General features: G+C 74.1%; 16 protein-coding genes. 2 read left to right on the top strand and 14 right to left on the bottom strand.

Annotated features, from left to right (window positions below):
* Window positions 1-28: 28 nt before the first annotated feature.
* Together IE217_RS19965 and IE217_RS19960 are read right to left on the bottom strand one after the other, a co-directional pair.
* Window positions 29-1,090, bottom strand: coding sequence for an alpha/beta fold hydrolase (locus IE217_RS19965; protein ID WP_190179259.1), 1,062 nt, complete (start codon window positions 1,088-1,090; stop codon window positions 29-31).
* A gap of 618 nt (window positions 1,091-1,708) precedes the next feature.
* Window positions 1,709-2,401 carry an iron-dependent transcriptional repressor DtxR gene (locus IE217_RS19960; protein WP_189705921.1) on the bottom strand — a complete coding sequence of 231 codons (693 nt, stop codon included), beginning with the start codon at window positions 2,399-2,401 and terminating at the stop codon, window positions 1,709-1,711.
* Between the two features lie 681 nt (window positions 2,402-3,082).
* On the opposite strand from IE217_RS19960, the gene IE217_RS19955 reads away from it, so the two are divergent.
* Entirely contained in the window at window positions 3,083-3,478 is a 396-nt protein-coding gene (locus tag IE217_RS19955) for a RidA family protein (protein WP_190179258.1), read from the top strand.
* A gap of 4 nt (window positions 3,479-3,482) precedes the next feature.
* Here the strand turns inward: IE217_RS19955 and IE217_RS19950 are convergent, their stop codons facing one another.
* From IE217_RS19950 to pdxH, 4 genes are all read right to left on the bottom strand, one after another.
* Window positions 3,483-4,931 (bottom strand): PAS domain-containing protein, encoded by a 1,449-nt coding sequence (locus IE217_RS19950; protein WP_190179257.1) that lies wholly within the window; start codon window positions 4,929-4,931, stop codon window positions 3,483-3,485.
* 142 nt (window positions 4,932-5,073) lie between these two features.
* Complete coding sequence (locus tag IE217_RS19945; protein WP_190179256.1) at window positions 5,074-5,526, bottom strand: GNAT family N-acetyltransferase; 453 nt, start codon at window positions 5,524-5,526, stop codon at window positions 5,074-5,076.
* Window positions 5,527-5,588: 62 nt separating this feature from the next.
* Window positions 5,589-6,344, bottom strand: a complete 756-nt coding sequence (locus tag IE217_RS19940) for an SIS domain-containing protein (RefSeq protein ID WP_190179255.1) — start codon at window positions 6,342-6,344, stop codon at window positions 5,589-5,591.
* Between the two features lie 698 nt (window positions 6,345-7,042).
* Entirely contained in the window at window positions 7,043-7,720 is a 678-nt protein-coding gene (gene pdxH / locus IE217_RS19935) for a pyridoxamine 5'-phosphate oxidase (protein ID WP_190179254.1), read from the bottom strand.
* 306 nt (window positions 7,721-8,026) lie between these two features.
* On the opposite strand from pdxH, the gene IE217_RS19930 reads away from it, so the two are divergent.
* Entirely contained in the window at window positions 8,027-9,127 is a 1,101-nt protein-coding gene (locus tag IE217_RS19930; RefSeq protein ID WP_190179253.1) for a citrate synthase 2, read from the top strand.
* A 45-nt stretch (window positions 9,128-9,172) separates the two neighbouring features.
* Here the strand turns inward: IE217_RS19930 and IE217_RS19925 are convergent, their stop codons facing one another.
* From IE217_RS19925 to IE217_RS19890, 8 genes are read right to left on the bottom strand one after another with little or no spacing between them, the layout of a single operon-like run.
* Entirely contained in the window at window positions 9,173-9,901 is a 729-nt protein-coding gene (locus IE217_RS19925; protein WP_190179252.1) for a TetR/AcrR family transcriptional regulator, read from the bottom strand.
* The gene (locus IE217_RS19920; protein WP_190179251.1) at window positions 9,898-10,632 is read right to left on the bottom strand and encodes an enoyl-CoA hydratase family protein; all 735 of its coding nucleotides are present in this window, start codon (window positions 10,630-10,632) and stop codon (window positions 9,898-9,900) included. Before IE217_RS19920 ends, IE217_RS19925 begins: the two co-directional genes overlap by 4 nt.
* On the bottom strand, window positions 10,629-12,230 hold the full coding sequence (locus IE217_RS19915; protein ID WP_190179250.1) for a 4-coumarate--CoA ligase family protein: 1,602 nt from the start codon (window positions 12,228-12,230) through the stop codon (window positions 10,629-10,631). The genes IE217_RS19920 and IE217_RS19915 overlap by 4 nt, the downstream gene beginning before the upstream one ends.
* Window positions 12,231-12,271: 41 nt before the next feature.
* Window positions 12,272-13,432 carry an acyl-CoA dehydrogenase family protein gene (locus tag IE217_RS19910; RefSeq protein ID WP_190179249.1) on the bottom strand — a complete coding sequence of 387 codons (1,161 nt, stop codon included), beginning with the start codon at window positions 13,430-13,432 and terminating at the stop codon, window positions 12,272-12,274.
* Window positions 13,429-15,306: an ATP-binding protein gene (locus IE217_RS19905; RefSeq protein ID WP_190179378.1), complete on the bottom strand. Its 1,878-nt coding sequence runs from the start codon at window positions 15,304-15,306 to the stop codon at window positions 13,429-13,431. Before IE217_RS19905 ends, IE217_RS19910 begins: the two co-directional genes overlap by 4 nt.
* Window positions 15,307-15,333: 27 nt before the next feature.
* The gene (locus IE217_RS19900) at window positions 15,334-16,932 is read right to left on the bottom strand and encodes an acyl-CoA carboxylase subunit beta (RefSeq protein WP_190179248.1); all 1,599 of its coding nucleotides are present in this window, start codon (window positions 16,930-16,932) and stop codon (window positions 15,334-15,336) included.
* Complete coding sequence (locus tag IE217_RS19895; protein WP_190179247.1) at window positions 16,929-18,635, bottom strand: acyclic terpene utilization AtuA family protein; 1,707 nt, start codon at window positions 18,633-18,635, stop codon at window positions 16,929-16,931. Before IE217_RS19895 ends, IE217_RS19900 begins: the two co-directional genes overlap by 4 nt.
* Window positions 18,632-19,447, bottom strand: coding sequence for a TIGR03084 family metal-binding protein (locus IE217_RS19890; protein ID WP_190179246.1), 816 nt, complete (start codon window positions 19,445-19,447; stop codon window positions 18,632-18,634). The genes IE217_RS19895 and IE217_RS19890 overlap by 4 nt, the downstream gene beginning before the upstream one ends.
* Window positions 19,448-19,540: the final 93 nt, after the last annotated feature.

Below are 19,540 nucleotides of genomic sequence, written 5' to 3'. Positions count from 1 at the left end.
CCGGCCGGCGGCCGGTGCACAGCGGGCGTCAGCCGGTGAGTACCGCGTCCAGGAAGGGTTCGATGGCCGCGCGCCAGGAGTCCGGCTGGTCGTAGTGGACGAGGTGCCCTGCGTCGGCCACCTCGGCGTACTGGCCGCGGGGGAGGACGCGGACCATTTCCTGGGCCTCGGCCCGGCCGAGCTCGCCGTCGAGGCCGCGTACGACCAGGGCGGGGCAGCGGACCTGGGCGAGCTCCTCCCAGTGGGCGTCGTAGACCCACGTCTCCCGGGAGGCGAGCATCTGGCCGGGGTCGAAGACGGGACGCCATCCGTCCGCGCCCTCGTGCATCACCTCGGCGTAGAAGGCCCCGCGGGCGGGGTTGGGCCGCTCGACCCAGGGATCGTCCTCGCCGAACCACTTGCGGACGTCGGCGAGGGTGGCGAAGGGAACCGGCCAGGCCTTGAACCAGTCCTCCCATTCGCGCTGGGAGGCCGCGCCGAGCGCGGAGGCCCGCATGTCGCAGATGATCACACCGCGCACCAGGTCCGGGCGCCGTGCGGCGAGCTGCCAGGCGGTCAGCGCGCCCATCGCGTGGCCGATCACGACGGCCGGGCCGAGACCGAGCTGCTCGACGGCGGCCTCGGCGTCGTCGACGTAGGCCTCGCGGGTGTACGCGGCCTGCGGGGGCTTCTCGCTCTGCCCGTGCCCGCGCTGGTCGAGGGCGACCGCGCGGTGCCGCTCGGAGAGCCAGCGGGCGGTGGACGCCCAGTGTGAGGCACGGCCCATCAGGCCGTGCAATAACAGCACGCCACCGCCGCTTCCCGCACCCGGCGGAGGACCGGCCGGCGGCTGGGACACGGGGGTCCGGGGGGCGAGGTCCCCGTCCGGCCCCGGGGCGGAGTCCCCGCCGGCGTCCGGGGCGCGGAGGGGCGGATCGGGCGGGTCCGCGGGCTCCTCGGGGTCCCTCCGGTGCGCCTGGGCCGGTACGAACGGCCGGCCGGCCGGATCGTCCGCCGCGAAGCCCTCGGGATCGGCCTTGGGGGGATCGCCGAACTCCCAGGCGGCCAGCCGCACGCCATCCGCCCCGGTCACGTCGATGCGCCGCGCCATTGGTCCTGGCACCCCCCTAGCTCCGCTCGGACCGCTCGCTTCCGTCGAGCCGGCCGGTCTCGTGAACCACGTTCCCCGTCGTGTCTGCCGCCCCGCACACTCCTGTAGCGCGGAGCCCACCGGACCCGTCACCCACAGGCTATCGAATGCGCATTCGAAAACCGCGTCTGCGCCGCCAACACCGCTCGTTCGAGTGACCCCCGGCGAGGAATGATCGCCGCCGCCACGGGGAGATCTTCAACGGGAGGCGGACCACTCGGGGAAAAGAGGTCCGAGGGGGATGACCCTGAGAGCTCGGGGCTCCGGGTCAGCACAGGGGAGGACAGGCCCCGGCGCCACACGGTGCCGGGGCTCTCCCCGTCTCCACGCCGCATCCTCCCGCCCCCTCCACGCCCTGAACGTCATATGCCTCTCGCGAGACAGCCTCGCATGCGGGGCGGCGAAGCGCTGCGATTCGGCGCACGAAAATCTGGATTCACCGACCCGACAGAGAGGCAACAACAACCCCTGTCGGGATAGCAATTGGCCAAAATTGCTAAAAGCTCACCCGGAAGGGTGACGCCACGTCAGTGGCGCACCGAGGACGGCGACGGCCGCTCGCACCCTCGGGAAGCCCGCTCAGCGCTTGGCCACGAAGACGTGGGAGGCCACGTCCGCCGCCAGCTCCGCCGCCTCACCGCTGCTGCCGACCAGCACGCCGCCCGCCGACTCGGTCACGCTCACCACGGAACCCGGCTGCACTCCCGCGCGCCGCAGCGTGTACATCAGCTGCGCGTCCGTCTGGATCGGCTCCCCGATCCGCCGGACCACGACCGTCTTGCCGTCCGAGCCCGGGTCCAGGTCGGCCAGCGACACCATGCCCTCGTCCAGGAACGGGTCCGCGCCGTCCTTCTCCCCCAGCTCCTCCAGGCCCGGGATCGGATTGCCGTACGGCGACTCGGTGGGGTGGCGCAGCAGCTCCAGCACGCGGCGCTCCACGGCCTCGCTCATCACGTGCTCCCAGCGGCAGGCCTCGGCGTGCACCTGCTCCCACTCCAGGCCGATCACGTCGACCAGCAGACACTCGGCGAGGCGGTGCTTGCGCATCACGCGCGTGGCCAGCCGGCGGCCCTCGTCGGTGAGCTCCAGGTGCCGGTCGGGGGCGACCGCGACCAGGCCGTCCCGCTCCATCCGCGCCACCGTCTGGCTCACCGTCGGCCCGCTCTGGTCGAGCCGCTCCGCGATCCGGGCGCGCATGGGGACGACGCCTTCCTCCTCCAGCTCGAGGATGGTGCGGAGATACATCTCCGTGGTGTCGATCAGTCCGGACATACGTGCCCCTCGATTACCTCTGCCGGAGGCCCACGGCTCCCCGGCGCGCGTGCGCTGGCCCTGTTCCCAATTCTGACGCATCCCACTGACAACCGAGGCGCTCCGGGAAAACGCCGGGGGCCGCCGACTGGTACCCGGCGCCGGCGAGGCCGTGCCCGGAGCCGGGGCCGGCAGGGCCGTACCGCCGTACGGTCCCGTACACGCAGACGACCCGCGAGCTGGGTCCCCGCGCCTTGACGGCGCGGGAGCCGGCCGGACGTACCGGCAGCTCGCGGGTCGGGTGACTGCGTTGGTTTGGGCCGGCTGCGTGCTACTCGCGCACGCTGGTCCGGCACCGCACTGGGTGTGGTGACGGGCCGCTAGCCCGCAGCCACCTCCGACGTCCGGTGTGCATGCATGCTCCGAACCACCTCCCTTCCTCGGTACGACAAACCCTAGGAAGCACTCGGCCCCCGATCAACCACTTTTTTTTCCGCCGATGGCCGCCGGGGGCCGCCCGCCCGGCCCCCGCGGATGGCCTGCGGCCCATGAACACGCCCCTGACCAGCGAAGAAGCTACCGGCCCCGTCCACCTGGACGCGGCGCCCTGCGCACCGCCTGGACCGACGGGCGCCCACGGTCGGCGATCGCCGCCACGACAAGGTCTTCTGCGCAGTGGATCTCCGCCCTAGCGTTCCCTCCATGACGGAGCGACGGGCGATTCTCAGCGGGTCGGTGTTCGAGGAGCGGATCGGGTACGCGCGCGCGGTGGTCGACGGGGACTGGGTGCACGTGTCGGGGACGACCGGGTTCGACTACGCGGCCATGACGATCCCCGACGACGTGGTGGAACAGGCGGAGCAGTGCCTGCGGAACATCGGGGCGGCGCTGGCCGAGGCCGGGTGCGGTTTCCAGGACGTGGTGCGGGTGCGGTACCTGCTGCCCGCGCGGGAGGACTTCGAGCCGTGCTGGCCGGTGCTCCGGCGGGCGTTCGGCGAGGTGCGGCCTGCCGCGACGATGATGGTGTGCGGGCTGGCCGACCCGCGGATGCGGATCGAGATCGAGGTGTACGCGCGCAGGCCGGACGCCGGCGCGTGAGGTCTCACTCGCGCCCGTCCCCCGGCCCCTCCGCCAGGCCCGCCAGGTCCAGCGCGGCGGCGATGCGGACGGCGACGTCCTCGGCGTAGGAGGCGTCGGGGCGCTCGAAGGGGGCGCGGCCGAAGGCGCGCAGGAACGTGACGACGCCGAGGGTCCGGCCCCGGCTGCGCAGGACGGCGCACAGGGCGTGCACGGTGTCGGGCGGCCACTGGCGGGCGAGGGCCCAGGCGCGCGCCTGCTCGGGCGGGACGCTGCCCGCGCCGGCCCGTACGGAGCCGATGCGGTCCACGCACTGGAGGGCGGGGTGGCCCTCGGCGTAGCGGACGGGAAGCTTGGCCCGGCCGGTGAGCAGGCTGGGGCCGGGGCCGCCGGAGGGGGTGGCGGCGAGCCGCACGAGACGGACGGCCTTCGCGGTGCCCTGGTCGTCGGGGTGGGTGCCGCCGCAGACGGTGTCGATGAGCGCGTGGTCGGCGAAGCCGGCGAGGGCGAAGTCGAGGTGGACGGTGGCGGCCTCGGCGGGGTCCTCGCACTCGGCGGCGGCGCGGGCGGCGCGGTGCAGCTGGTTGGCGCGGAAGCGCAGCAGGGATGCCTCCTGCTCGCTGTGCTTGGCCTCGGTGACGTCGGTGAACAGCCAGGCCACGCCGAGCGGTACGGGTTCTTCGGCGAGGGGGGAGGCGAGGCGCACGAACCCGCTGCGCCAGCAGCGGCGGCGTTCGCCCTCGGGGGTGCGGACGCCGACCCAGATCTCGGCGGGCGCGGGCGGGGCGCCCTCGGCGAGGACGTGGGTCAGGGCGCTCTCGAGTTCCTCGACGCCCTGGGCGAGCAGTTCGCCGAGGGGGCGGCCGAGGGCGGCGGCCCGGCCGGCGCCGAGGGCGCGGGCCGCGTGCGCGTTGACGACGGCGGGGCGCAGGTCGGCGTCGACGAGGACGACGCCCCAGGAGGCGTCCTCGAAGAGGGCCTCGCTCAGGGCGATGGACCGCTCCAGGTCGATCTGGGCGTGCACCTCGCTGAAGGCGCAGTAGAGCCCGGCGGGCTCGCCGTCGGGTCCGCGCACGGCGGCGGACTGGGTGCGTACGAGGACGCGGCCGCCGTCCTTGGTGAGCAGGGCGAATTCGTGCACCTGGCGGCCGGGGGCGTGCATGGCGGACATCAGCCGGCGCTCGACCTCCTCGGCGTCGGCGCTGCGCACGGCCCAGCCGGCGAATCCAGCGCGTCCCACGGCCTCGGCGGCGCTCCAGCCGAGGATGCGCTCGGCCTCGCGGTTCCAGTGGGTGACGACGCCGTGTGCGTCGAAGGCGCACAGGGCGGCGTCCATGCCGTCGAGGAGCGCGGCGAGCAGGTCGGCGCCGGCCGGTCCCTCGGGGCCGTGTCCGCCCTTAGGACCGTCCCGTTCCGGCTCGGGCTCGTCCGGCCCCAGCTCGTCGGTCGTCCCACTACGCCGGGAAGCACTCACCTGGACCCCCTGCAGGCTGCGTCCGCACGAACGGCGCGTCGGTTCGCTCTCTGCTCCTCATTCAACTGGAACGTGATGCAGCACACACCTGGTTCCCGGAACATTGGGCGAATTGTTGTAGACACCCGCGATCGGCGGCACTTTACCTTCCCGCCGACCCGCCCCGCAGCGTGATCCACAGCTCGCTCTCCCCGGGCAGCACGTACCGCTCGGTCTCGACGAAGCCCCTGGCCTCGGCGAACGCCACACCGTCCCGATTGGCGGCGAGCACGACGGTCTCGACCACCCGCGCGCCGAGCCCCCGCGCATGCGCCAGCCCCCTCTCGTACAGCGCGCGCCCGATCCCGGCCCGCCGGTAGGGGGGCAGCACGCGCGCGATGACGGTGGCGACGGCGTCCTCGCCCTCGGGCGGGCGGACGGTGGAGCAGCCGACGAGGACGTCGCCGAGGTAGGCGTTCTCCAGCCGGTAGCGGCCGTTGCGCTCCCGTACCTCGTCGAGGGTCATGGCGGCCGGCGGCACGATCTCGTTGTGGACGTGCCGCCAGTCGCGGAGCATGGCCTCGCCGGTCACCGGTTCGATGCGGAGATCAGACATCGTCGCAGCGAATCGCAGGGCGCGGGGCGCGTCAAGCGCGGGGCCGCGCGGGGCCGCGGGGGTCAGTGCCGGTAGAAGATACGGTCCGCGTACTCCGCGAAGACGTGGGCGTTCCATTCGTGGCCGCCGTCGACGTTGCCGGAGCGCAGGAGCGGGGGTTCGATGCCGCGGTCGGCGAGGGTGGCGGCCGTGGTGGCCATGACCGCCTGGAGCAGAGCGGTGGTGACGACCGTGGAGGCGGGGGCGAAGGGCGCGGGCACGGTGTCGAGGGCGAGTTCGGCGTCCCCTACGGCGATCTTGGAGTCGAGGACGAGGTCGCAGTGGTCCTTGAGGAAGGTCCCCGAGGCGTGCCGCGAGGTCGTCTGGGCGGCGTAGGCGACCGAGGTGACGCCGATGACGCGGACGCCGAGGGCGCGGGCGTGCAGGGCCATCTCGACGGGGAGGGCGTTGCGGCCCGACAGGGAGATGATCACCAGGGCGTCGCCCGCGCGCAGGGGCGAGCTGTCCAGGACGGCGGCGGCGAGGCCGTCGACGCGTTCGAGGGCGGAGCCGAGGGTGGCGGGCACGACGTCGACGCCGACCGCGCCGGGCACCGCGAGCAGGTTCATCAGGGCCAGGCCGCCCGCCCGGTAGACGAGGTCCTGGGCGGCGAGGGAGGAGTGGCCGGCCCCGAAGGCGAACAGGCGGCCGCCCGCGGCGACGGTGTCGGCGAGCAGGGTGCCGGCGGCCCTGATCGGCTCGGCCTCCTCGTCGCGGACGCGCTGGAGCAGGCCGATGGCCGCGTCGAGGAACTGGCCGGCCGGCGTGCGGTCGCTCATGCGGGGTCCGTCCCTTCGGGGTGCCGGTGTGTCGCGGATCACGGTGAGGTCTGGACCAGTGCCATGTCAATACGGCACCCACACCGCCCGGCACCCACCCGCACATCCGCCCACTACGAATTCACGCGCGCGTGCCTGACGGTGCGGGCCCACGCGCGCGTGCCTCACGGTTCCAGGCGCACCCACGCAATGCCTCTCCGGTGCCAGGCCCACGCGCGCGTGCCTCACGGTGCCAGGCCGCGCGCGTGCCGCGACCGCCGCAGGCGCACACCCACGCCCACCGCCCGGCCGTAGGCGCAACTGGCGTGCCTCTCACGGCGAGGCCACGAGCGCGTGCGCGGGGGTGCGCCCCCGCGCGCCCGCCCTGGCACCGCAGCCGCAGGCAGGCGAACCCGCACACCCACCGCCCCCCTGCCGGCCCACGCGCGCGTGCCTCACGGTGCCAGGCCGCGCGCGTGCCGCGACCGCCGCAGGCGCACACCCACGCCCACCGCCCGGCCGTAGGCGCAACTGGCGTGCCTCTCACGGCGAGGCCACGAGCGCGTGCGCGGGGGTGCGGCCCCCGCGCGCCCGCCCTGGCACCGCAGCCGCAGGCAGGCGAACCCGCACGCCCACCGCCCCCCCCTGCCGGCCCACGCGCGCGTGCCGAGGCGCCGTGCGCCACGCGCGGGCACGCGTGAGCCCCGCAGCGTGCCCTCTCAGGGGCTGAGCCGTTCCACGTGCCAGCCTCCGTCGGGTTCGGCCACGTAGCGGAGGCGGTCGTGGAGGCGGTTCTCGCGGCCCTGCCAGAACTCGACCGAGCTGGGGGCGACCCGGAAGCCGCCCCAGTGCGGCGGTACGGGCACCTGCTCGCCCTCGGGGTAGCGCGCCGCGAGTTCGCTGTACGCGGCGTCGACCTCGGCGCGGGTGGCGATCACCGAGGACTGGGCGCTGGCCCAGGCGCCGAGCTGGGAGCCGTGCGGCCGGGTGCGGAAGTACGCGGCGGTCTCGTCGCGGCCGGTGCGGCGCGCGACGCCCTGCACGATGACCTGGCGGGCCATGGGATGCCAGGGGAAGAGCAGCGAGACGTACGGGTTCTCGGAGAGGTCGCGGCCCTTGCGGGACTCGTAGTTGGTGTAGAAGACGAACCCGCGCTCGTCGAAGCCCTTCAGCAGGACCGTGCGGGAGCTGGGCCGGCCCTCGGCGTCGGCGGTGGAGACGACCATGGCGTTGGGCTCGAAGAGCCGCCCCTCGGTCGCGGCCTGCTGGAACCAGGCGGCGAACTGGGCCACGGGGGTGGCGGCGAGGCCGGATTCGGCCAGGCCCTCCTCCCGGTAGTGCTTGCGCATGGAGGCGAGGTCGAAGGGTGCGGTTTCTCCGGCTTCTCGGTCGGTCACGCGGTCATCTTGCCGTACGGACCGCCCCTGACCGACAGGGTGTCCTTCGTCACTGCGTGGCACTGAGTGCCGAGCACTCTCCCCAACCGTGGCACTCGGAGATATCGTGCTGCTGCCGTCCGGGTTGGGTGACCGACGGCCGTACGGGGAATCAGTGGAGGACCGCCCCAGGACCGCGAGCCGGTGGCAGCGACCACGACCGCGGATCCGCGAGGGCGGACGACCGCACCGCATCCGCACACCCGCCCTTCAGTCGCCACCGCACCATCTGCCGCACAGACCGCACAGATCACGAGGAGCCGCCTGATGTCCGACTTCGTACCCGGGCTCGAGGGAGTCGTCGCGTTCGAGACGGAGATCGCCGAACCGGACAAGGAGGGCGGCGCCCTGCGGTACCGGGGCGTCGACATCGAGGACCTCGTCGGTCACGTCTCCTTCGGCAACGTCTGGGGGCTGCTGGTGGACGGCGCCTTCAACCCCGGTCTGCCGCCCGCCGAGCCGTTCCCGATCCCCGTCCACTCCGGTGACATCCGCGTGGACGTGCAGTCGGCGCTCGCCATGCTGGCGCCGGTGTGGGGCCTGAAACCGCTCCTGGACATCGATGCCGGGCAGGCCCGCGAGGACCTGGCGAGGGCGGCCGTCATGGCGCTCTCCTACGTCGCCCAGTCCGCGCGCGGGCAGGGCCTGCCGATGGTGCCGCAGCGCGAGATCGACAAGGCGAACTCGATCACCGAGCGGTTCATGATCCGCTGGCGGGGCGAGCCGGACCCGCGGCACGTCGCGGCCGTGGACGCCTACTGGTCCTCCGCCGCCGAGCACGGCATGAACGCCTCCACCTTCACCGCCCGCGTCATCGCCTCCACCGGCGCCGACGTGGCGGCCGCGCTGTCGGGCGCGGTGGGCGCGATGTCCGGCCCGCTGCACGGCGGCGCCCCGTCCCGCGTGCTCGGCATGATCGAGGAGATCGAGCGCACGGGCGACGCGGAGGGCTACGTCCGGAACGCCCTGGACCGCGGTGAGCGGCTGATGGGCTTCGGCCACCGGGTGTACCGGGCCGAGGACCCGCGCGCGCGGGTGCTGCGCCGCACCGCCAAGGAGCTGGGCGCCCCGCGCTACGAGGTCGCCGAGGCGCTGGAGAAGGCGGCCCTGGAGGAGCTGCACAACCGCCGCCCGGACCGCGTGCTGGCCACGAACGTCGAGTTCTGGGCGGCGATCATGCTGGACTTCGCCGAGGTCCCGGCGCACATGTTCACCTCGATGTTCACCTGCGCCCGCACGGCGGGCTGGTCGGCGCACATCCTGGAGCAGAAGCGCACCGGCCGCCTGGTCCGCCCCTCCGCCCGCTACGTGGGCCCGGGCCCCCGCAGCCCCCGCGAGGTCCCGGGCTACGACGACATCGCCCACTGACCCCGCTCCCGGCCCCGGACGGCCCCCTCGGCCGGGAACGGCCCCTCAGCCGAGGGCGTCGTCCAGGAGCCTGGCCCACTGGGCGACCACCCGCTCGCGGCGGGCGGTGTCGTCGGTGAGGAGGTTGGCGAGGCCGAGGCCGCGGGCCATGTCCAGGAAGCCCTGGACGGTCTCGCGGGTGCCGGGCCGGGACTCGTCGGCGCCGAGGAGGTCCACCGCTATCCGGTGCGTCTCCCGGCCCACGCGGGCCTCCAGCTCGGTGACGCGGGCGCGCAGCTGGTCCTCGTTGGAGGCGGCGACCCACAGGTGCAGGGCGGCGCGGAAGAGCGGGCCGGTGAACAGGTCCACGAGGGCGGAGACGACGGCCCCGCGGTCGCCCGCCGCGCCCTCGGGGAAGAGGTCGCGCAGGGCGGTGGAGCGCTCCTCGGCGACGTACTCGACGGCGGCCGTGAAGAGGTCCTCCCGCGTGGGGAAGTGGTGCTGGGCCGCGCCCCGGGAGACGCCGGCGCGCTCGGCGACGACGGACACCGTGGAGCCCGCCCAGCCGTGCTCGGCGAGGCAGGCCACGGCGGCCTGGAGGAGCCGCTGCCGGGTGGCCCGGCTCCGGTCCTGCTTGGGAACGCGGTCCGCGCGGTCGGCCCGCGCCTCGCGGTCGGTCCGAACCTCGGGGTCGGTCCGGTCCGCGCCCTCAGTCCGGGCCGCGCCGTCGGTCCGGTCCGTGCCTCCCGTGCGGTCGGCGCCGTCGGCTCGGTCTGCGCGGTCCTGTGTCGTCACACCGCCCATTGCGGATCCCGTCGTTCTAGGAAGGCCGTCATCCCCTCGCGCGCGTGCGGCGAGGCGAACAGCCGGGCCGAGAGCGCGGTCAGATCGGCCGCGTCCCGGTCGAAGGCTTCCAGCACCCTAGCCGTGAGCAGCCGTTTCGTCTCGGCCAGGGCGTGCGGCGAGGACCGGCGCAGACCGTCAAGGACGGGTTCGAGTACGGCGTCGGCGTCGTCCCCGGCCGCGGTGAGCAGGCCGGTCCGGGCGGCCTCGGCCGCGTCGAAGCGCTCGCCGGTGAGGTAGTACCGGGCGAGCGCGCGCGGGTCGGCGCGCGGCAGCACGGTCAGGGAGATCACCGCGGGCGCGACCCCGATGCGTACCTCGGTGAAGGCGAAGCTCGCCGTGTGCGAGGCGACCGCGAGGTCGCAGGCCGCGAGCAGGCCGAGCCCGCCCGCGCGGACGTGGCCGGTGACGCGCGCGAGGACCGGCTTGGGCAGTTCCACGATCTGCCGCAGCAGGGCGACGAGCGCGTCCGGGTCCGGCGGATCGCGCAGGTCGGCGCCCGCGCTGAAGGTGTTGCCGGTGTGGGTGAGGACGACCGCGCGGACGTCCTCGTCCCCGGCGCACTCGGTCAGCGCCTTCGCCAGCTCGGCGACGAGCGCCGCCGACAGGGCGTTGCGGTTGGCCGGCGAGTCGAGGGTCAGCGTCTCGACGGCACGCGCGCGCGTGCGGGCGATGAGCGTCACGGTTGCTCCTTGGGTTCGCGCTGCTGCTTCTCGCGCAGGTCCCGCAGTTCCCGGCGCAGGATCTTCCCGGAGGCCGCGCGGGGCACGGCGCCGAGGAAGGTGACCTGGCGGACGCGCTTGTAGGGGGCGACGCGCTCGGCGACGTACATCATGACCTCGCCCTCGGACAGGCCGTCCGCGTCGGGCTGGCGCACCACGAAGGCGTGCGGGACCTCGTTGCCGTCGTCGTTGTAGGCGCCGATGACGGCGGCGTCGGCGATGCCGGGGTGCGTGAGCAGCAGCGCCTCCAGTTCGGCGGGGGCCACCTGGAAGCCCTTGTACTTGATGAGTTCCTTGACCCGGTCGACGACGAACAGCCAGCCGTCGCCGTCCACATGGCCGACGTCGCCGGTGTGCAGCCAGCCGTCGGCGTCGATCATGGCGGCGGTGGCGTCGGGCCGGCCGAGGTAGCCCTTCATGACCTGGGGGCCGCGGATGAGGATCTCGCCGGGTTCGCCCACCCCGAGGTCCTGGCCGGGGTCCGCCAGGGAGACGATGCGCATCTCGGTGCCGGCGATGAGCCTGCCGACCGTGCCGGGAGGCGCGACGTGCATGGCGTCCGGCGGCACGACGTGGGTGCCGGGCGACAGTTCCGTCATGCCGTAGGCCTGGCCGACCGGGGGCAGGCCTAGGCGGCGGGAGCAGGCGGCGGCCAGCTCGGCGTCCAGGGGTGCCGCCGCGCTGATGATGTACTTCAGCGACGACAGGTCGTACCGCGCGACGGCCGGGTGCTTGGCCAGGGCCAGCACGATCGGCGGGGCCACGTACAGGCCGGTGATGCGGTGGTCCTGCACGGCCGCGAGGAAGGTCTCCAGCTCGAAGCGGGGCAGGACGACGACGGTGGCGCCCTTGCGCAGGGGGGCGTTCATCAGCGCGGTGAGCCCGTAGATGTGGAAGAAGGGCAGCACGGCGAGGATGCGGTCGCCGGGTCCGGTGGTGATCGCCGGTTCGAGCTGGGCGAGGTTGGTGGCGATCTGCCGGTGGGTGAGCATCACGCCCTTGGGGATGCCGGTGGTGCCGGAGGAGTACGGCAGTACGGCGACGTCCTCGGCCGGGTCCACGTCGACGGCGGGCTCGGGCGCGGCCGAGGTGAGCATGTCGGCGAGCGAACGGTGCCCGGGCGCGCCGTCGCAGACGAAGACCTCCTCGACGCCGCCCGCGAGTTCGGCGGCCCGCCGCGCCGCCTCCAGCAGCGGCGAGACGGTCACGATCCAGCGGGCCGCCGAGTCCTTCAGCTGTTTGGCGAACTCCTCGGCGGTGGCGAGCGGGTGCACGGTGGTGACCGAGGCGCCCGCGCGGGTGGCGGCGTAGAAGGCGATGGGGAAGGCGACGGTGTTCGGGCTGTGCAGGGCGAGGACGTCGCCCTTGCGCACCCCGGCCTCGGCGAGCGCGGCGGCGACGCGCCGGTGGAAGCGGTCCACCTGTTCGTAGGTGAGGGTGGTGCCGTCCGTGCCGTCGATCAGCGCGGGCAGGTCGCCGAAGTCGGCGGCGTGCCCCAGCACGGCGTCGTGAATGGGCAGTTCCACGGCCGGAACGTCTGCGTACTCGCTGCGGAACACGGTTCCTCCTCGCACGCCGGCCGGCAGGCCGGTACGGGTCGTCAGTACGACTTGGGCAGGCCCAGGCTCTGGTGGGACACGTAGTTGAGAATCATCTCCCTGCTCACCGGAGCAATACGAGCCACGCGTGCGGCTGTTATCAACGAGGCGAGGCCGAATTCGCGCGTGAGCCCGTTGCCGCCGAGGGTGTGCACTGCCTGGTCGACGGCCTTCACGCACGCCTCGGCGGCCGCGTACTTGGCCATGTTGGCCGCCTCACCCGCGCCCATGTCGTCGCCCGCGTCGTAGAGATGGGCCGCCTTCTGCGTCATCAGACGGGCCAGTTCCAGCTCGATGTGCGCCTGCGCGAGGGGGTGCGCGATCGCTTGGTGGGCGCCGATGGGCGCCTTCCACACGGTGCGTTCGCGCGCGTACTCCACCGCCCGGCCGAGCGCGTGACGGCCCATGCCGATCGCGAAGGCGGCCGTCATGATCCGCTCGGGGTTGAGCCCGGCGAACAGCTGGAGCAGGCCCGCGTCCTCGTCGCCGACGAGCGCGCCGGCGGGCAGCCGCACGTCGTCCAGGACGAGCTCGAACTGCTTCTCCGCGGCGGTCAGTTCCATGTCGATGGGGCGCCGCTGGAAGCCGTCGGCGTCCGGCGGGACGATGAACAGGCACGGCTTGAGGCGTCCGGTGCGGGCGTCCTCGGTGCGGCCGACGATGAGCACGGCGTCGGCGATGTCGACGCCGGAGATGAACACCTTGCGGCCGGTCAGCAGCCAGTCGGCGCCGTCGCGGCGGGCGGTGGTGGTGATGCGGTGGGAGTTGGAGCCGGCGTCGGGCTCGGTGATGCCGAAGGCCATGGTGCGGGTGCCGTCGGCCAGGCCGGGCAGCCAGGCGCGCTTCTGCTCCTCGGTGCCGAAGCGGGCGATCACGGTGCCGCAGATGGCGGGCGAGACGACCAGCATCAGCAGCGGGCAGCCGGCGGCGCCGAGCTCTTCGAGGACGATCGCGAGTTCGCTGATGCCGCCGCCTCCGCCGCCGTACGCCTCGGGCAGGTTGACGCCGAGGTAGCCGAGCTTGCCGGCCTCGGCCCAGAGTTCGACGGGGTGGCGCCCCTCGGCGACGGTCCGGGTGATGTAGTCGCGGCCGTAGCGTCTGCCGAGGGCGGCCACCGCGGACCGGAGGGCCTTGTGCTCGTCGGTTTCCAGCGTGGCGCTCACTGTTCCTCCTGGTGTGCCTCTACGGGGGTTTCCGTCACGACGGCCAGCAGGGCACCGACCTCCACCTGCTGTCCGGGGGCGGCGTGCAGGGCGCTGAGCGTGCCCGTGACGGGCGCGGAGATCCTGTGCTCCATCTTCATCGCCTCCAGCCACAGCAGGGGCTGTCCGGCCCGTACGGCGGCTCCCGCGGCCAGTCCTTCGGCGACGCGGACGACGGTGCCGGGCATGGGGGCGAGCAGCGACCCGGGGGCGCGCTGGGCGGCCGGGTCGGGGAAGCGGGGCAGTGCGGTGAGGGCGGTGGCGCCCACGTACACCTGGTCGCCGTACCGGGCGACCTCGAACCGGCGGCGCACGCCGTCCACTTCGAGGACGACCGTGCGCGCGTCGACGTGCGCGACACGCACCTCCCCGGTGTCGGCGGCCAGTCCCGCGCGGGTGTGCCGGTAGCGCGCCTCGTGCTCCTCGCCCGCCATGAGGTAGCGCTTGACCTGCGGCTGGGAGGGCAGGTTGCGCCAGCCGCCGAACCGGGAGCGGCCGTGCGCGTCGGCGAGGGCGGCGGCCAGCGGCGCGTACGGGTCGGGGGCCGGCGCGGTCAGCTCGGCGAGGTGGCGGTCGTAGAAGCCGGTGTCCATGCGGCCGGACGTGAACTCCTCGTGGCGCAGCGAGCGGACGAGCAGGTCCCGGTTGGTGACCGGGCCGTGCACGGCGGCCCGCTCCAGGGCGCCGGCGAGCCTGCGGACGGCCTCCGCGCGGGTGGGCGCGTGGGCGACGACCTTGGCGAGCATGGGGTCGTAGTGGACGCCGATGGTGTCGCCGCCGGTGTACCCGGTGTCCAGGCGCACGCCCTCGGGGACGGTGAGGCGGTGCAGGGTGCCGGTCTGCGGGGCCCAGTCCCGCGCGGGGTCCTCGGCGTACAGGCGGGCCTCGACCGCGTGCCCGCGCGGGAGGGGCGGTTCGGGGTCCAGGGCGTGGCCCTCGGCGATCCGGATCTGCAGGGCGACGAGGTCGACGCCGAACACGGCCTCGGTCACCGGGTGCTCGACCTGGAGGCGGGTGTTCATCTCCAGGAACTGCGCCCTGTCCCCGGCGACCAGGAACTCGACGGTGCCGGCGCCCACGTAGCCGACGGCGCGGGCGGCGCGTACGGCCAGGCCGTCCAGCTCCCGCCGCAGCGCGTGCGGCAGTCCGGGCGCCGGGGCCTCCTCGATCACCTTCTGGTGGCGGCGCTGGAGGGAGCAGTCGCGGGTGCCGAGCGCCCACACGGTGCCGTGCGTGTCGGCGAGGATCTGCACCTCGACGTGGCGGCCGCCCTCCAGGTACGGCTCGACGAAGACCTCGCCGTCGCCGAAGGCGCTCGCCGCCTCCGCGCGAGCGGCCGCCAGTTCCGCGTCCAGGTCGGCGAGCCGCCGTACGATCCGCATCCCGCGCCCGCCGCCGCCGGCGGCCGCCTTGACGAGCACGGGCAGGTCGGCCTCGGTGACCTCGCTCAGGGGCTCCACGCCCATCAGCCGCTTGGCGCGCGTCTTGGACGCCATCGCCTCGATCGCCTCCGGCGGCGGCCCGATCCAGACCAGGCCGGCGTCGAGGACGGCCCGCGCGAAATCGGCGTTCTCGGACAGGAAGCCGTAGCCCGGGTGGACCGCGTCCGCGCCGGCGGCGACCGCCGCCTTCACGATCAGGTCGCCGCGCAGGTACGTCTCAGCGGGCGTCACCCCTGGCAGGCGTACGGCGGCGTCGGCCACGCGCGCGTGCAGCGCGCCCTCGTCGGCGTCCGAGTGCACGGCGACCGTGCGGATGCCCGCCTCGGCGCAGGTGCGGAAGACCCGGCACGCGATCTCGCCCCGGTTGGCGACGAGCACCGTGGAAATCGTCATATGCGTCGAAGTCACTGGGGTGTTCCCTCACATCCGGAAGACGCCGAAGCCGCCGCGGGCGCCCTCGTAGGGGGCGGTGTGGACGGCCGACAGGCACAGGCCGAGCACGGTGCGGGTGTCGCGCGGGTCGATGACGCCGTCGTCGTAGAGCCGCCCGGACAGGAACATCGGCAGCGACTCGGTCTCGATCTGCTGCTCCACCATGGCGCGCAGCGCCGCGTCCGCCTCCTCGTCGTACGGCTGGCCCTTCGCCGCCGCCGACTGGCGGGCCACGATCGACAGCACGCCGGCGAGCTGCTGCGGCCCCATGACGGCCGACTTGGCGCTCGGCCAGGCGAACAGGAAGCGCGGGTCGTAGGCCCGCCCGCACATGCCGTAGTGCCCGGCGCCGTACGACGCCCCCATGAGCACCGACAGGTGCGGCACGCGCGAGTTGCTGACGGCGTTGATCATCATGGCGCCGTGCTTGATGATGCCGCCCTGCTCGTACTCGCGGCCGACCATGTAGCCGGTGGTGTTGTGCAGGAACAGCAGCGGGATGTCGCGCTGGTTGGCGAGCTGGATGAACTGGGCGGCCTTCTGCGACTCCTCGCTGAACAGCACGCCCCGGGCGTTGGCGAGGACGCCCACGGGATAGCCGTGCAGTGTGGCCCAGCCGGTGGTCAGGCTGGTGCCGTACAGCGGTTTGAACTCGTCGAAGTCGGAGGCGTCGACGATCCGGGCGATCACCTCGCGGGGATCGAAGGGGATCTTCAGATCGCCGGGAACGATGCCCAGGAGCTCCTCGTTGTCGTATTTGGGCGGCTCTGCGAAGGGGGGATCGGGATGGGCCTTGCGGTGGTTGAGACGGGCGACGACCCGGCGTGCCTGCCTCAGCGCGTCCCGCTCGTCCACGGCGAAGTAGTCGGCGAGGCCGGACACGCGCGCGTGCATCTCGGCGCCGCCCAGGGACTCGTCGTCGCTCTCCTCACCGGTCGCCATCTTCACCAGCGGGGGCCCGCCGAGGAACACCTTGGCGCGCTCCTTGACCATGATCACGTGGTCGGACATGCCGGGGACGTAGGCGCCGCCGGCCGTGGAGTTGCCGAAGACGACGGCGACGGTCGGGATGCCGGCCGCCGAAAGCCGGGTCAGATCGCGGAAGATGGCGCCCCCGGGGATGAAGATCTCCTTCTGGGACGGCAGATCGGCGCCGCCCGACTCCACCAGGCTGATGCAGGGCAGCCGGTTGGCGAGCGCGATGTCGTTGGCCCGCAGCGCCTTCTTCAGGCTCCACGGATTGCTGGCCCCGCCGCGCACGGTGGGGTCGTTGGCCGTGATCAGGCACTCCACGCCCTCGACGACGCCGATGCCGGTGACCAGCGAGGCGCCCACCGCGTAGTCGCTGCCCCAGGCCGCCAGCGGCGACAGCTCCAGGAAGGGCGTGTCCGCATCGAGCAGCAGCTCGACGCGCTCGCGGGCGAGCAGTTTGCCGCGCCGCCGGTGCCGTTCGACGTACTTCGGGCCGCCGCCCGCGAGGGCTTTGGCGTGCTCGGCGTCCAGTTCGGCGAGCCGGGCGAGCATGGCCTCGCGGTTGGCCCGGTAGTCGGGCGAGCCGGTGTCCAGGGCGGAGTCAAGGACCGTCACAGGAGGGCCTCCGGGATGTCCAGGTGGCGCGAGCGCAGCCATTCGCCGAGCGCCTTGGCCTGCGGATCGAAGCGGTACTGGGCGGCGACGCCCTCGCCGAGGATCCCCCCGGCGACGAAGTTGAGCGCGCGCAGGTTCGGCAGTACGTGCCGGGTGACGGGCAGCGCGCCGCTCTCGGGGATCAGCTCGCGGAACCGCTCGGCGGTCAGCTCGTGCGCCAGCCAGCGCCAGGCGTCCTCGGAGCGCACCCACACGCCCACGTTGGCGTCCCCGCCCTTGTCCCCGCTGCGCGCCCCGGCGACCAGCCCGAGCGGGGCGCGGCGCGTCGGCCCCGGCGGGAGCGGCTCCGGCAGCGGCGGCCCGGGCGCCTCCTCCAGCACGCGCGCGTCCTTGGCCGGGGGCACGGCGATACGCCGGCCGTCGTGGAGGACGGCCACATGCTCCACCGACTCCTGGGGGACGTACGCGGCCTCGAAGACGCCGTAGGGCGCGCCCTTGCCGGGTGGCGCCAGGACGTGGAAGCCGGGATAGCCGGCCAGCGCCAGCTCCACGGCGGCCCCGCTGAACGCCCGCCCCACGGGCTCGGCCTCCCCGTCCCGCACCACCAGCCGGAGCAGGGCGCTCGCCCTCTCCTCGGTGTCGGCGTCGGGCCGGTCGGTGCGCACCAGGTCCCAGCGCACCTCACCGGGCGCGGACCGGGCGGCGCCGAGCGCGTCCTCCATCTGCCGGCGCACCAGCTCGGCCTTGCGCTCGATGTCCAGTCCGGTGAGGACGAAGGTGACCTCGTTGCGGAAGCCGCCGAGGCGGTTCAGGCCGACCTTGAGGACGGGCGGCGGCGCCTCGCCGCGCACCCCTTCGATCCGCACCCGGTCGGGCCCGTCCCGTGTGAGCCGTACGGTGTCCAGCCGGGCCGTCACGTCCGGCCCCGCGTACCGGGCGCCCGCCGTCTCGTACAGCAGTTGCGCGGTCACCGTGCCGACCTCCACGACGCCGCCGGTGCCGGGGTGCTTGGTGATGACCGAGGTGCCGTCGGCGTGGATCTCGGCGAGCGGGAAGCCGGGGCGGCGCAGCCGGTCGAGGGCGTGGTCGGCGAAGAAGGCGTAGTTGCCGCCGGTGGCCTGCGCCCCGCACTCCAGCACGTGCCCGGCGACCACCGCGCCCGCGAGCCGGTCATGGTCTCCCGGCTGCCAGCCGAAGTGGGCGGCCGCGGGCCCGGTGACCAGGGCCGCGTCCGTGACCCGGCCGGTGACGACCACGTCGGCGCCCGCGCGCAGGCACTCGGCGATGCCGAAGCCGCCGAGGTAGGCGTGCGCGGCGAGGCTGTCCGGGTGGCGCTCGCGCAGGTCGTCGCCCTCGACGTGGGCCACGCGCACGGGGAGGCCGAGCCGCCCGGCCAGCTCCCGCACCCGCTCGGCCAGCCCGGCCGGGTTGAGCCCGCCGGCGTTGGCGACGATCCGCACGCCCCGCTCGTGCGCGATGCCCAGGCACTCCTCGAGCTGACGCAGGAAGGTGCGGGCGTAACCGGCGGCCGGGTCCTTCAGCCGGTCCCGGCCGAGGATGAGCATGGTCAGCTCGGCGAGGTAGTCGCCGGTGAGCACGTCCAGCTCGCCGCCGGTGAGCATCTCGCGCATGGCGTCGAAGCGGTCGCCGTAGAAGCCGGAGGCGTTGCCGACGCGCAGGGGGCGCGGGGAGGTCTCGCTCATCGGGCCGCCCCCTGCCCGGCGTCGCCGCCGGACTTGGGGGCGCGTCCGTTGCCGGGCGGTCCCGCGAAGGCCTGGGCGATGTCGAGCCAGCGGTCGGCGTCGGGGCCCTCGGCACGCACGGCGAGGTCGGCGCGGTGGGCGCGCTGGGTGACCAGCAGGCAGAAGTCGAGCGCGGGCCCGGTCACCCGCTGGGCCGCGTCCTCGGGCCCGTACGCCCACAGCTTTCCGGACGGGGCGCGGACCTCCACGCGGAACTCCTCGGCGGGCGCGGGCAGTCCGCGCGCCTGGAAGGCGAAGTTCCGCGCCCGCACCCCGATGCGCACCACATGCCCAAGACGGTCGGTGGGTGTGCGGACCACACCGAGCGCGTCCGCCACGTCCTGGCCGTGCGCCCAGGTCTCCATCAGGCGCCCGGTGGCCATGGAGGCGCCCGACATCGGCGGCCCGTACCAGGGGAAGCGCGCGCCGGCCGGCGCCGCGCGCAGCGCCTCGTCGAGCGCGGTGCGCCCCTCACGCCAGCGGGCCAGCAGTTCGGCGGGAGGCAGCCGGGCGCCCTCGGCAGCGCCCTGGTCGACGAAGGAGTCCGGCGCGGCGAGCGCCTTGTCCACCAGGGCGCCGAAACCCTCCTGGTCGGTCACGGCGAGGAGCGCGGAGCGGTCGGTCCATGCCAGGTGGGCGATCTGGTGGGCGACGGTCCAGCCGGCGGCGGGCGTGGCCAGCGCCCACTGCCCGGCGTCCAGACCGGCCACCAGCCGGTCGAGTTCGTCGCTTTCCTCGCGCAGGTCGTCGTAGACGGGCGTCGGATCGGGCATGGGGGGAGCATGGCAGCGGCGCAAAAAACAATCAAGCATGCTTGCATGAATTTATGGCCGACGGCGTGGCGCGGGAGCGCCCACCGGTGAGTT

The organism is Streptomyces naganishii JCM 4654 (genome assembly GCF_014650575.1).
GTDB classification, from domain to species: domain Bacteria; phylum Actinomycetota; class Actinomycetes; order Streptomycetales; family Streptomycetaceae; genus Streptomyces; species Streptomyces naganishii.
The sequence above is the reverse complement of the archived record's forward strand: the minus strand, read 5'-3'. Positions and strand labels throughout refer to the sequence as shown.